The organism is Clostridium magnum DSM 2767 (assembly GCF_001623875.1).
In the GTDB taxonomy this organism is placed as follows: Bacteria; Bacillota; Clostridia; order Clostridiales; family Clostridiaceae; genus Clostridium_AM; species Clostridium_AM magnum.
In genome coordinates, this window is record NZ_LWAE01000002.1 from 655,161 (window position 1) to 670,174 (window position 15,014).

The 15,014-nt window shown below is 32.3% G+C and carries 10 protein-coding genes; all 10 read left to right on the forward strand.

The window, feature by feature from the left end:
• The first annotated feature begins 6 nt into the window (after positions 1 to 6).
• A complete protein-coding gene (locus tag CLMAG_RS10510; protein WP_066621825.1) occupies positions 7 to 984 on the forward strand; it encodes an ABC transporter permease in 978 nt (325 codons plus the stop codon).
• Positions 985 to 1,030: 46 nt separating this feature from the next.
• Positions 1,031 to 1,999 (forward strand): dihydroxyacetone kinase subunit DhaK, encoded by a 969-nt coding sequence (locus CLMAG_RS10515; RefSeq protein WP_066621827.1) that lies wholly within the window; start codon positions 1,031 to 1,033, stop codon positions 1,997 to 1,999.
• Positions 2,000 to 2,026: 27 nt separating this feature from the next.
• A complete protein-coding gene (locus CLMAG_RS10520) occupies positions 2,027 to 2,662 on the forward strand; it encodes a dihydroxyacetone kinase family protein (RefSeq protein ID WP_066621828.1) in 636 nt (211 codons plus the stop codon).
• 83 nt (positions 2,663 to 2,745) lie between these two features.
• Positions 2,746 to 3,927, forward strand: a complete 1,182-nt coding sequence (locus CLMAG_RS10525) for an iron-containing alcohol dehydrogenase (RefSeq protein WP_066621829.1) — start codon at positions 2,746 to 2,748, stop codon at positions 3,925 to 3,927.
• A gap of 327 nt (positions 3,928 to 4,254) precedes the next feature.
• Complete coding sequence (locus CLMAG_RS10530; protein ID WP_066621830.1) at positions 4,255 to 5,625, forward strand: NAD(P)/FAD-dependent oxidoreductase; 1,371 nt, start codon at positions 4,255 to 4,257, stop codon at positions 5,623 to 5,625.
• 188 nt (positions 5,626 to 5,813) lie between these two features.
• The gene (locus CLMAG_RS10535; protein ID WP_066621831.1) at positions 5,814 to 7,271 is read left to right on the forward strand and encodes an IS1182 family transposase; all 1,458 of its coding nucleotides are present in this window, start codon (positions 5,814 to 5,816) and stop codon (positions 7,269 to 7,271) included.
• A gap of 306 nt (positions 7,272 to 7,577) precedes the next feature.
• Positions 7,578 to 9,872 (forward strand): HD domain-containing phosphohydrolase, encoded by a 2,295-nt coding sequence (locus CLMAG_RS30730; RefSeq protein ID WP_082831880.1) that lies wholly within the window; start codon positions 7,578 to 7,580, stop codon positions 9,870 to 9,872.
• A 364-nt stretch (positions 9,873 to 10,236) separates the two neighbouring features.
• Complete coding sequence (locus tag CLMAG_RS10545) at positions 10,237 to 11,793, forward strand: response regulator (protein WP_139264078.1); 1,557 nt, start codon at positions 10,237 to 10,239, stop codon at positions 11,791 to 11,793.
• A gap of 131 nt (positions 11,794 to 11,924) precedes the next feature.
• Entirely contained in the window at positions 11,925 to 13,877 is a 1,953-nt protein-coding gene (locus CLMAG_RS10550; RefSeq protein ID WP_066621838.1) for a hybrid sensor histidine kinase/response regulator, read from the forward strand.
• Positions 13,878 to 14,399: 522 nt separating this feature from the next.
• On the forward strand, positions 14,400 to 14,981 hold the full coding sequence (locus CLMAG_RS10555; RefSeq protein ID WP_066621840.1) for a TetR/AcrR family transcriptional regulator: 582 nt from the start codon (positions 14,400 to 14,402) through the stop codon (positions 14,979 to 14,981).
• Positions 14,982 to 15,014 lie beyond the last annotated feature (33 nt).

Here is a 15,014-nt window from a genome sequence, read left to right on the forward strand (position 1 = left end):
AAACAGATGGAAAAATTAAAAAGCAGTCTCAAAAGCTGTGATAAAAACATCATAACACTATTGGGAATTGCTGTTGCTATTGTTGTGGTTATGGCTTTTATTACTCCTGAGTTTTTGAGGAATAGAAACATAAGCTCAATGGCTTTTCAGTTTCCTGAATTTGGAATTCTTTGCTTTGGTATGATGATTTGTATGATTGCTGGAGGCATTGATTTGTCATTAGTTGGCATAGCTAATTTATCTGGTATCGTTGCCTCTGTAGTCATTATTAGCATGGGGAAAACTCAAACCTCCATTGTGATTGGCATTATTGTGGCAATTATAATCGGAGTATTTTGTGGGTTATTTAATGGCTATCTAATAGGACAGCTGCAAATACCGGCTATGCTGGTGACACTTTGTGGAGGTCAGCTGTACACCGGGCTGGGTGTTGTAATTACTAAAGGGCCTGCTATTACTGGTTTACCAGATTCTATTCAAAAGATTGGCAACGGCTCTATAGGTTTATTACCCTTTGCTTTGATTATTTTCATAGTAATTGCTATTGTTTTAAACTTTATTCTTAGATGCACTGTTTATGGAAAAGAACTATATTTTATGGGCACTAACCCCTTGGCATCACGATATTCTGGAATCAATAATTTGAAGGTGACACTGCTTACCTATATGCTATCAGGAATATTGGCAGCAATTGCTGGGATAATCATTATCTCTCACTATGGTTCTGCAAAGTCCGATTACGGTTCCTCTTATATACTACTAACTCTGCTTATAGTTGTACTTGGTGGAGTTGCTGCTTCAGGGGGAAGAGGAAAGGTAACCGGTGTTGTTTTAGCAGTTATCATTTTACAATTAATTTCTAGTGCCTTTAATATTTTAAGATTTAACTCTTTTATCAAAACTTTCGTATGGGGACTTCTCTTAATTGTAGTGATGGTTGGAAAAGCCATCATTGAAGAAAATCTAATCAAATTTAGGAGGTAATAATAATGAAAAAATTATCAACCAACCGGAAAATTATGTAAAAGAAATGCTAGAAGGTCTTTATGTTGCCCATAGTGATTTAATCACTTATACAGCAGATGATGTTCACTGTCTTGTAACAGCAAATAAAGTTGAAGGTAAGGTTGGAATTGCTACCGGTGGAGGTTCTGGACATCTTCCATTATTCTTAGGGTATGTTGGAAAGGGAATGTTAGACGGTTGTTCTGTTGGAGACGTATTTCAATCTCCAAGTGCGGAGCAAATGTTGGCAGTAACAAAAGCAATCGATTCTGGTGCAGGGGTACTCTATATCTACGGTAATTATAACGGAGATATTTTTAATTTTGATATGGCTGCTGAGATGGCAGATTTTGAGGAAAATATCAAGGTATTAAGCGTAGTGGCCGGAGATGACGTTGCTTCTGCAGCTCCATCTGCACCAGGTGAAAAAAGTACACGCCGCGGTGTTGCTGGTATATTCTTTGTATACAAATGTGCAGGAGCAGCAGCTAGTAAAATGAAGACATTAGAAGAAGTTAAACGTATTGCAGAAAAAGCAGCTGCTAACATAAGGACCATGGGTGTTGCACTTTCATCTTGCGTTGTTCCTCGTGTAGGCAGACCTGGATTTAGCATTGGAGAAGATGATATGGAAATTGGTATGGGAATACATGGAGAGCCAGGTATTAGACATGGAAAATTGGAAAGTGCGGATAAAATAACTGATGAAATGTTAGAGAAAATTGTTGCGGATCTTCCATATGCTGATGGTGACGAAGTTGATGTACTGGTAAATGGGTTAGGTGCAACTACTTTGGATGAACAGTATATAGTTACACGCCGCATCAGTCAGTATTTGACTGGTAAAAATATCAAAGTACATCGCTTTTATGTTGGTGAATATGCTACTGCGTTAGAGATGGCTGGTATTTCTCTTTCTTTATTCAAGCTTGATGATGAATTGAAGGAGTTAATGGAGCAGCCAGCATGCACACCATTCTTCAAACAATTGTAATAGCACAGTGCAAAAGGAGTCATGAAAATGGATAATAAGTGTCTTAATAAACTATTAAAATTACTAATGGAAATTATGGGAGATAATAAAGATTATTTAATAGACCTTGATAGTGTTGTTGGTGATGGTGATTTAGGTCTAACTATGAGTGATGGTTTTGCGGCGGCTTACAAAGCAGCAGAAAGCTTTGATGGCAGTGATATTGGCAAGCTCCTATACAGCAGCGGTAAAGCTATGTCAACTGCTGTACCATCAACAATGGGTACTTTAATGGCTTCAGGATTTATGAATTCCGGTAAGGTTTTAAAGGGTAAAACAGAGCTTAATAATTTAGAGATTATAGAGTTATTTCAGTCCTTTATGGATGGAGTATCAAACAGAGGAAAAGCAAAAATTGGTGAAAAAACTTTTCTAGATGGCATGTTTCCAGCAGTGGAAGCACTAAGAGCTTCTGTGCAGCAGGGAGATTCCCTTTCAACTGGAGCTCAAAAAGCTGCAGCTGCAGCAGAAGAAGGCTTTAAAAATACAGCAAACATGATTGCGGTTCACGGTAGAGCAGCAACCAGAGGAGAAGCTTCAAAAACTTTACTTGATCCAGGGGCTGCAGTTGCAATGCTGATGATGAAGGCCTTCGAAAAAAGTATAGAAAATGTAGAAGCCTAAGGTCTAAAAATTTAGTAAGGTTAATCGTTGTGGAATTCCATAAGCGATTTAACTACATCATATAAGGGAGGGTTTCAATATATATGAAGAGTTTTAATTATTATTCACCTACAGAAGTTATTTTTGGGAAAGATGCTGAGTTGAAAGTAGCAGACGCCATTAAAAAACATGGTGGTTCTCGTGTATTGATTGTTTATGGCGGAGGAAGCGTAGTGAAAAGTGGGCTACTTGAAAGGGTTGAACAATCACTTACAAAAGGTGGTCTTTCCTCCACTGCTATTGGCGGCGTGTCTCCAAATCCACACCTGTCTTTTGCAAAAATGGGGATAAAAAAGGCAAGTGAATTTAATGCTGATTTCATACTTGCTGTTGGCGGTGGAAGTGTTATAGATACTGCAAAAGGAATCGCACATGGCCTTCCAAACCCAGAAACAGACATTTGGCTCTATTGGACAGAAGAAGTTACTCTTACTAAAAGCACACCGGTAGGAGTAGTTCTTACTATTTCAGCAGCAGGAAGTGAGACTAGTGATTCGGCGGTGCTTACTGACAAAGCAACAGGTACAAAGATTGGATACAGCACTGAATTTAATAGACCAAAGTTTGCTATTATGAATCCTGAATTGACCCATACTTTAATGCCTTATCAGATCTCCTGCGGTATCGTTGATATCATGATGCATACATTAGATCGCTATTTCACTCTAACTGAAGGCAACGAGATTACAGATGAAATAGCTGAATCACTCTTACGTGTTGTGATTAAAAACGGAAAAATTGCTAAGAAAGATCAACATGATTATCAGGCAATGAGCGAACTGATGTGGTGCGGCAGTATCTCACACAATGGACTTACTGGCCTTGGCGCAGATACGGATTTTGCTCCACACCAGCTTGGTCATGAATTAAGCGGTATGTTTGATGTAGCTCATGGAGCCAGCCTTTCTACAATTTGGGGTTCCTGGGCAGAGTATTGTTATGAAGCTAAACCTCAACGTTTTGCTCAATTTGGTAAAAATGTATGGGGAATTGAGAAAAGTACTGTTGAAGAAACTGCGCGTGCAGTAATAGAAGAAACAGTTGGATTCTTTGCATCATTGGGTATGCCAACTTGCTTTACAGAACTAGGTATTGGCGTACAAAGCGAAGAGACATTACGTAAACTGGCTGAACGATGTGTGTTCTATGGTAAACGTACTGTGGGAAGTTTTAAGGTACTTGACAAAGAGGGTGCTTATCAGATTTATAAACTAGCAAATCGCTAAAAATTACCCTTATATCAGTAACTGAAAGTTAATACTCTCTAGAGATAAAGTGAATGAAGTTGTAATAAGATATTTAAAATCACCAGATTTAAGTTCTGGTGATTTTTTGTTAAGGTATGTTGAAATTATTAAATTTCAAGGTTTAAGATATAATATAGCATGGGTTTATGTTATATGATACAATGTATAGGAAGATGAACCTGCCATAAGTAATGGAGGGTTTAAAAGAAGGACTACAAATAGAAATTAATGAATGGAACTCTCTTAATTGTGATTAAAGGAGTTCTTTTCTAATTTAAAAATACGTATAATGAAAGGGATAGATATATGTACGATATAGCCATAGTGGGTACAGGAGTAAGTGGGATTTTTCTTGCATATACTCTGCTGCAGGCAGAAGCAAAATTGAAAATACTGATGATAGAAAAGGGGAGAAAACCCGCAGATAGAATATGCCCAATTGAAAAGGAATTAAGTAAAAAATGTGTTGATTGCAAAATATGCAATAGGCTTCAAGGCTTTGGAGGTATGGGTAGATCTGAGGGTAAGTTTAACTATACTAATGATTTTGGGGGTCATTTAGGCGAAAAAATAGGCAGTGAAAAGGCAATAAATTTAATGGAATATGTGGATGAAATCTTATGTTCCTTTGGTGCAGATAAAGTTAAATTATATAGTACAGAAAATGAAGCCCTTAGTAGAAGGGCAAAAGAAAATAACTGTAGAATATTAACTACAAAAGTAAGACATTTAGGGACTGCCTTATCATATGAAATTCTAAATAGAATGTACTTATATCTTGAAAACAGGGTTGATATGAAGTTTGAAACAGACATAACATCTATAGATAAAATGGATAATGTATTCAGCCTAAATAGTAAGGAGAATGTTTTTAAATCTAAACGAGTTGTGTTAGCTACCGGCATTAGCGGCGGAGATCAATTTTTAAGATACTGCAAATCTTTTAATATTGAACCCTGTAAAAGCAGGGTAGATTTAGGGATAAGGGTTGAAATGAAGGGAGATCAGCTGAACTCTATTCTAAAAAACTCCTTTGAAACTAAGATTGGCTATGAGGAAAAGGAGTTTTCTGCTACGACCTATTGCATGAACCCTAATGGAAGAGTAGTCAAAAAGTATCAAGAAGGCCTTGTTATGGCAGACGGACAAAATTATCTTGAAACAAATAACCCTAGCTTCAATCTAAACTTCTCCATTTTTGTACCTAAGTACTTTTCATCACCTTATGAGGCCAAAAAATATGCTAGAGGTATAATAGAATCTATAAATAAAGAAGAAGGAAGAATAGTTATCCAAAGACTTGAAGATTTAATGAAGAATAGACAAACAACTAAGGAACAACTTATTAAAAACGGTATTCAGGCCACTCTTGAAGGTGATGGTGGAAACTTATATGACGAAATACCAACAGTTTATATAAATACATTATTAGGAACCTTTCAATCAATAGAAAAGCTGATAGACACAGAAATTGATAAAGACACTCTATTGTATGGAGTTGATGGAAAATTCTATGAACCGGAGATCAATACTAGTGAACACTTCGAGACTAAAGAAAAAGGACTTTATGTTTTAGGGGATTGCTCCGGAATAACCTATTCCTTATCTCAGGCGGCTGCCAGTGGTGTGTATCTTGGCAGATATTTTTCGGAAAAGCTTCTTGATGATACTCTGTAGTAAGAGAAAAAGTCACTGGTTTTTAACGAGGCCACTGAAAAACTGGCAATGTTGAATCGTCATCACAAAAGTGATGGCGTTTTTACTTTTTCATCCATAAAAGACCTTAACAAAAAGGATTTATGAGAGATACGTCGAATATATAACTTAGAAATAATTTATATTATTGATTGAGAGGGATGAATTAGATGATAAAGGGTCAACAGCAATTTGTAGTGAGTGCTTATCAAGGATTGTATGACATTATAATTCCAAAGGACAATTTTTTAAGAAAGCTTAATGATTTAGTTGATTTTTCGTTCATCTACAATGAACTACTGGAAAACTATAGTATCGAAATGGGACGTGGTGCTAAGGATCCTATAATGCTATTTAAGTATCTTATATTAAAGGCTACCTATGAATTATCCGATGAGGATGTAGTATCACGAACACTGTACGATATGTCATTTAAGTACTTCTTAAACTTAGCGCCAGAGGAAGTCAATTTAATTCATCCTAGTACATTAACAAAGTTTAGAAAGCTGCACTTAAAAGATATGAACTTACTAGACTTATTAATCAAGAAAACAGTAGAAATCGCTATTGCTAAGGGAGTTTTGATAAGCAAAACTCTTATTGTTGATGCCACACATACTAAGGCAAGATATAACCAGAAGTCTGCTCAAGAGGTTTTACTGGAACGAGCAAAATCCTTAAGAAAAGAGATTTATACAATCAATAGTGAAATGAAAGAAAAATTTCCTCAAAAAATAACAAGCGATAAACTTGAGGAGATTATTGAATATTGTAAAGACTTAGTAAATGTTGTGGAATCTACACCTGAGCTAGCAGTATATGAAAAGGTTAAACAACGACTCAATTATTTGAATGAGGCTATTGAAGATGATCTTGAGCATTTAACGCTCTCAACGGACGAGGACGCCCGTATACATAAGACAGAGGATTCCTCATTCTTTGGATATAAAACACACACTGCGATGAGTGAAGAACGTATCATCACAGGTGCTGTCATTACAACAGGAGAAAAAACTGATGGTAAGGAACTTCAAAGCTTGATCGAAAAGAGTCAAGAAGCAGGTATAATAGTTGATGATATAATTGGTGATACTGCTTATTCAGAAAAAGGAAATTTAGAGTATGTAAAAGAAAATGAAATAACACTAATTTCAAAGCTTAATCCAATGGTTTCGTGTGGAAGTCGTAAGAAAGAGGATGAATTCCAATTCAACAAGGATGCTGGGATGTTTGTTTGCCCTGCCGGGCATATGGCTATAAGAAAAGCCCGACAGGGCAAGAAAGGCCAAAGTAAAAATCAAGTTACTACGTACTACTTTGATGTTAAAAAATGTAAGTATTGCTCACAACGAGATGGTTGCTACAAAGAAGGTTCCAAATCTAAAACCTATTCTGTATCTATAAAATCGGATATTCATAAAGAGCAGATGGCTTTTCAAGAAACGGAATATTTTAAGCAACGAGCAAGAGAAAGATATATGATTGAAGCTAAAAATAGTGAACTCAAGCATCAGCACGGCTATGATGTAGCAGTATCGTCGGGCTTAATTGGCATGCAGATGCAAGGAGCACTTACGATATTTACTGTTAACATCAAGCGGATCATAAAGCTCCTAACGGAGCAGTAAGCTTTAAGTGGCACATAAAAAAGAAAAAAGCACGAAGTATTTCATAAAATGCTGAAATATTTCGTGCTTTTTTTAGGACTAAATTCAATGTTCCTTGAAAAAGCGGAGCTTTTTCAGGGACCTCGTTTTTAACCAGTGGCTTTTTCACATTATAGTTTAAATGTTTATGCATTTAAATTATTACAAATAAATACATTTGTATAGTAAATTCACTAATCTTATAGTAAAATGAAATCAAGTTATGTCAAATTACGGCAAAAGTATACCATTTTCGTATATAAATATAAGTAAAAGGGTGGGATAAAAATGTGTAATAAGAAAGGAAAAATTGGATTTAATATCATTATCTCATTTATAGTGATTATTGTAATTACATTTAGCATAATAGGATTTTTTGTATATTCAAATTGGAAAAATACCTTAGATAGGGTTGTTTCACAAGAGGAAAAGGATACAAATGAAAGCATTTTGCAAAAAATGGATGAGTTTATAAATGAACCTTTAAATATTAATGAAACTAATTATAATTTGTTTAAAAGAAGTATTTTAGATATAAATAACAAAGACCAAAGAGATAGCTATTTTGCTGGAGTAGTGGAAGCACATAAAAAATATATTTATAGTTATAGCTATGGTACTGAAAGTGGAGAATATTACGGAGCACGAAGAAATTTAAATAATGATGTTGAAGTTATAGAAAACAATGAATCAACAGGTGGATCCTCCTACTATTATTCCACCACTAAAGATTTAACAGCAGGAAGGTTTATGGAGAAGACCGAAAAGTTTGACCCACGTACAAGAGACTGGTATACAATTGCCAAAGAAGCAAAAAAGCCTGTATTCTCACCTATTTATAGACATTTTGTAATGAACGATTTAGCTATTTCAGCTGCTTATCCTATTTATAACAATGCAGGTGTATTAGAAGGAGTATTGGGAACCCATATAACCCTTTCAAGAATCAACAGCTTTTTAAAGGGAATAACAAAAGATAGGAAAGCTACTGCCTATATTATAGAAAGAAAGTCAGGAGAGCTTGTTGCCAACTCACTTGAAAAATCTAATTTTCAAACTCTACCAGAAGGCAAAACCAAGAGAATATCAATAGGGGAGATGAATAACAAATCTGTATCAGAGGCATATGAAAGGTACAAAACAGATTCCAATAACAATTTTGTAATAGAGAGAGAGAATGATAAGTTTCATGTAACAATAACCAAATTTAATAGAGAAGGATTAGATTGGCTTATTATTACATCTATTCCTGAAAGTCAATTTACAATAGATTTTGTAAAAAGTGTTCGATTCTCTACAATATTATCGGCTATAGCTCTTATGTTAGCTATAATGATCTATAGGAAAAATATTGAGCTTATTCTAAAACCTATCTACGATTTAATAAATGTCACAGAGAAGTTTTCAAAAGGTGATTTTTCATATAGAGCAAGAGTATTTAGAAATGATGAGATTGGGAAGTTATCAACTGCCTTTAATAATATGGCAGACCAGCTTCATAATTTTATAAACACTCTTGAAGATAAGGTTAAAGAGAGAACTATAGAATTGGAAAAAATAAATGAAGAGGTTATTTACTTAAGTTATCACGACCAGCTTACAGGTTTATATAACAGAAGATATTTTGATGAAGAGCTCAGAAGGATCGATACTGATGGCAACTATCCTTTGACAATTATTATGGCTGATGTGAATGGGCTAAAGTTGTTGAATGATTCCTTGGGCCATGCTATGGGGGATGAACTTATTAAAAAGGCCGCTAATATTATAACAACGGTTTGTGGAAAAAATGGTGTTGTTGCAAGAATTGGGGGGGACGAGTTTGTTATTTTACTTCCAAGCACAGGATCAGTGGAAGTAGAAAGCATTCTTCGAGATATTAAGAGTAAGGCTGCAGGAGAAAAGGTTGGCTTTGCTGAAATATCTATAGCTTTTGGATATGAGGTTAAAACTCACAAAGGGGAGCAAATAGAAAATATACTAAAAAAAGCTGAAGATAACATGTATAAGACAAAGTTACTTCAAAGGCCAGGCATAATGGGAAAAACATTTGAGGCTATAATTAATAATCTTAATGAGAAAAACAAAACCGAGGAAGTACATTCCCGTAAAATCGCAGATATATGTGTAGAGATTGGCAAAGCTCTTAAAATGAATGAAACTGATATTGGGGAACTTAAAACAGCTGCCCTGCTCCATGATATAGGTAAAATAGCTATAAAGGATGATATATTGAAAAAGTCTGGAAAGCTAACTGAGGAGGAATTGGAGCAATTTAAGAGTCACGCAGAAGTAGGATATAGGATTCTTAACACTACAGAAGGTCTGTCTGAAATATCAAAATATGTGCTTTCTCACCATGAGAGATGGGACGGAATGGGATATCCTAAAGGATTAAAAGGAACAGAAATACCTCTCCAATCAAGAATTATTGCTATAGCAGACGTATATGAGGCTATGACCAGGGAAACAAATTATAGAACTGCTTTGTCAAAAGAAGTGATTATAGAAAATCTGAAAAAGATCGCAGGTACTCAAATTGATCCAGAGCTAGTAATGATATTTATAGAAAAAGTACTATAGGATTTTTTCTATATGTGGGGAATGAGATTAAAACTCAGACTGCAATGATAAGTCTCTCACTATATGATGTTACGACGTAGTGAGGGATTTTATTTTTTTGTGAATTTTTAAGTTGAGTACATAGTGTCTATTACCAGAGAAAACAAAGATTAAAATAAACAACATTTTGTTAAAACTTATATAGATGATATAATAAGTTCAAATGATCTGTATTATAAAATTTATATAAGTGTATAAAAGCTAGAATAAATGATTATATTTCTAAACCGTTTAATATTGAGGAACTTTATAATATTTTTGAATTTTATTTGGGAGAATAGGGTATCGTATTGAACAATGAAAAAATGCAAGGATGGTGAAATTTGTGAGCAACTCAATATTGGAAGGGCTATTTAAAAATGAAAATACATTAGCAAATGAACAAATATTTTTTAAAGGAAAAGATTTTATTGAAAACGCATTAGATATTATTCTCATAGTTAGTAAGTATGGGAAAATACTATATGGTAATAAAAAAGCAATTAAAGCCTATGGCTATCCATTTGATGAATTAGTTAATTTAGATATCTTTGCCCTTAGAAATGAAGATACTAGGGAATTTACTAAAAGACAATTAAATAAGGCTTTAGATAGGGGAATAAAATTTAAAACTTACCACTATAAAAAAGATGGCTCTAAATTTCCCGTTGAAGTAAGATCTATTTATAGTAATAAGAAATCAAAAGATATGGTAGTTAGCATTATAACAGATATTTCTGACATAGAAGAAGCGCATAAAGATGCAAATAAAGCAAAGTCAGTTTTCTTAGCGAATATGATTCATGAAATAAGAACATCAATGAAGAGTATTCTTGCAACCATAGAACTTTTGAAATTAGAATGTATCAATGAAGATCAAAATAAATATATCAAGATCTTAAATGAATCAGCAAATACTATGTTTAGCATAACTAATAATTTATTGGATATTTCTAAAATAGAATCAGGAATATTTAAATTAAATAGTGAACCATTTAACTTAAAAGAAACTATAAATAATATTTATAATAATCTTTTAGTAACAGGAAACTCAAAAGGACTAGAAGTAAGTTATTACTTAGATCCAAATATTGATTTTGAAATCATAGGTGATGAATTAAGGTTAGAAGAGATTTTGAATAATTTAATTAGTAATGCAGTTAAATTTACAGATGAAGGATATGTGTCTTTTAGGGTGAAAATGATCTCACATGATGACAGCAGTGAAAAAATAGAATTTAGGATAAAAGATTCAGGTATTGGTATAGAGGAAGATTTTAAAGAAAAAATATTTAATGATTTTAGTCAAGGAGATTTATCCATTAGGGAAAAGCATATGGGAACAGGATTGGGGCTAGCAATTTCAAAACAATTTGCTACTTTAATGAATGGAGATATATGTTTTGAAAGCAGTGTAGGAAAAGGATCTACATTTATTTTTACATGTGAATTTAAGAAATCTAAAAAGAAAAATCAAAACTTGAAAATAAATAATATAGTGGAAGAGAAAATTATAATTAGTAAGGTAGAGCAAAATAAAGCTATTTTATGCGTTGAAGATAATTTAATAAATCAAGAGGTTATGGAAGGAATAATTAAAAGAAAAGGTTATAAATATATTGCAGCATATAATGGAAATGAAGCTTTAAATATATTAGAAAGCAATAAGGTTGATTTAATATTAATGGATGTGCAAATGCCAGAATTGAATGGATTTGAAACAACTAAAATTATTAGAGAGAAAGAATTGGAAGAACAACATATACCAATCATTGCAATGACTGCATATGCTATGCGTGAAGATAAGGATAAATGTATACAAGCACATATGGATGATTATATAGTTAAACCATTTGATATTGAAAAACTATATGAAATTATTGACTCTTATCTAAAGATTTAAATTAAAAATAGTACTCATTATAATATGATATTTTTAGTGAGGAAGTTATAGAGTATTTTAAGGTTGAAATCTAGATTTTATTTAGGCTTCAGCCTTTAATTATAGTAAAGTGGAAAGATTGGGGATGTAAAATGAAAAAAGTAAGAAATTCATTAAGAAATAAGATTATTGGTACCTTTATTGGTATTGCTCTTTGTATAACAATTGTAATAGGCTATATTGCATTTGCTGAATCCAATAAAATAGTGGAAAATAATATTATAAAAATGGAGGATGATTCAGCTAAAGAAATTTTAAACAAAGTAGATGAGTTTGTTAATATTCCTCTATTTATTAACAAGTCAAACTATAACACAATTAAAAATGACATAGTGGATATATATAATAAAAAAGAACGGGAAATATATTTTTCAGGAGTAATGAAAGCAAGTTCAGAGAATATATATAGTTTTAGCTATGGTACTGAAAACGGTGAATATTATGGAGCACGTAGAAATGAAAAAGGTGAAATAGAGATTATGAGAAGTGATTCTGAGACCAATGGTGAGTCTTGGTATTATTCTATAAAAAATGATCTAACTGCTGGACAGCTTGTGGCTAATTTTGGTAAGTTTGATTCTAGAACAAGAGATTGGTATACAGTTGCCAAACAAAAAAGAGGATCTACATTTTCTCATGTTTATGAGCATTTTGTTATGAAGGATTTGGCTATCACTGCAGCCTATCCAATTTATGATAATGAGGGTGCTCTTAAAGGCGTATTAGGAACCCATTTCACCCTTTCAAAGATAAATACATATTTGAGTGAGATTTTGAAAGACAACAGTGCCACTGCTTATATTATAGAAAAAAGTTCAGGTCAGATTCTTGCGAATTCACTTGGAAAGCCTAATTTTACAACCCTTGCAAATAAACAAATCAAAGGGATTAAAATTGAAGAGATTGATAACAAATACATACAAGAGGTATATTTAGGCTATAAAAACAATTCCAAAGATCATTTTATAGTGAATACAGATAGCGATAAGCTTCATATTAGAGTGAGTGAATATAAAAAAGAAGGCTTGGATTGGTTAATTATAACATCATTTCCTGAAAGTCAGTTTGCAAATAATATGTCAAAAAATATTTATACCTTCATATGCTCATCTATCATTCTTCTGGGGATTTGTATAATACTTTGGATAAAACGAACAGAACACTTTGTAAAACCTATAGATGATTTGATAAATATAACAGAAAAATTTTCTAAGGGAGATTTATCAGAAAGAGCTAAGATCTTTAGGAACGATGAGATAGGAAAATTATCTAATGCATTTAATAAAATGGCGGAAAAATTATGTGTATTGATCTTTGATCTTAAGGATAGAAAGCTTCAATTGGAAAAAGCTAATATGGATTTACAAGCAGCAAAAGTAGAAGCAGAGAAGGCAAATAAAGCTAAAAGTGAGTTTCTTGCAAATATGAGTCATGAGATACGAACACCTATGAATGGAATTATTGGTATGGCGGATCTAGTTCTAATGTCTGATTTGAAGGAAGAGCAAAGGAAAATGGTTAACTTAGTGAAGAAATCTGCTATGGAGTTGCTCCAAATTATTAATGATATACTGGATTTATCTAAAATAGAAGCTGGAAAAGTTGAACTTGTTCCTGAATGGATGTACATAGAAGGTTTTGTTAATAGAACAGAAAATTTTTATGCACCTTTGGCCTATAATAAAAATGTCATTTTAAAAATAGAAGTTGAAGATGAAGTTCCAGAACAAATATATGTTGATTCTGTTAGATTAAACCAAGTAATTGCCAATCTTTTGGGGAATGCTATTAAATTTACAGAAAGAGGCGAAATTCAGCTATATGTTAAAAAGATTAAATCTTTAGGTAATAAAGTTCAATTAATGTTTTCAATACAGGATACAGGTATAGGAATAAAAAAAGAAGATATTCCAAAGCTTTTCAATCGTTTTACTCAACTTGATAATAGTAGCACAAAGAGGTTTCAAGGAACTGGATTAGGACTTGCTATATCAAAAAGACTTATAGAGCTTATGGGGGGGAAATATGTGTTGAGAGTGAATTAGGAAAAGGAAGTACATTTTATTTTACAATTTGGGTTGATGATGTTAATAGAAGGAATAAAAGATTAAGTTAAACAAATCTATTGATTCAGAAAGATTAAAAGAATTAATAAGAATACATTGTAAACAGGACACTTTTGCTAATAAAAGCCATGGATATAACAGAATTTAATTTTTGTTTATACATGGTTTTGCTTTTATGTAAGGTTTTAGTGAATTTTATAACAGTTTCTTTTTTATTTAGGATACTAAGAATTATCTAAAATTAGTTTGTGTAATGGTAAGTAAATAAAAAAAGTAAAAATACTAATTGGATTTTAATATAGGAGATATAATATTTAATTTTAAAAGTCGAATTATAAGTGAAATTGTAATACAAAATGAATTGAATGAAAAAAAGTACAATGATATGATTTATGTAACGAACGTTATATACATAATCACATTACTAAATACAAAAATTTAAGAAATAACAAAGAGAATGCTGGATTTTTAAATAGTAATTTACATAAGGAGGGAAATATTTTGGAAAATGTAACAAGAGATAAAATATTTTATACTTCTTTTAGACTTTTCTTAGAAAATGGATATGAAGCAACTAATATTAGAGATATTTGTAAAGAAGTTGGGGTTAAAGCATCAACAGTGTATTTTTACTATAAATCTAAACAAGATTTATTTTTTTATATTTATGATGATATTTGTGGTGATTATATTAATTATATTGAAAGTATGGAAGTATTAAATCAAGATATTTCATTAAAAGAAAAGTTATATATATTATTAAAAAAGAAGATAGAATATTATGTTTCGGATATATCAAAAAGAAAGTTTATTCTTAGATGTCATTTGTTTCCACCAGAAGAAATATCAAATGTTATAAGAGAAAAATATAAGTTATACACAAAAAAAGAGAATAAAATTATTTTGGATATTATCGGCAATCCTCTGCACAATGATAAATTTATAAATGAAAATATAGATAATTATCTAATTAAGTGCAAAAATTTAGAAAATCACTTAATTTACGAAATGATAACATCCAATATAAAGATAAGCGATGAAGTTATTCGAAGAATATGGGATTTATGGTTTGGCTTAATGTAATAAAACAGAAAAAATAATAAAACAATTAGAAGG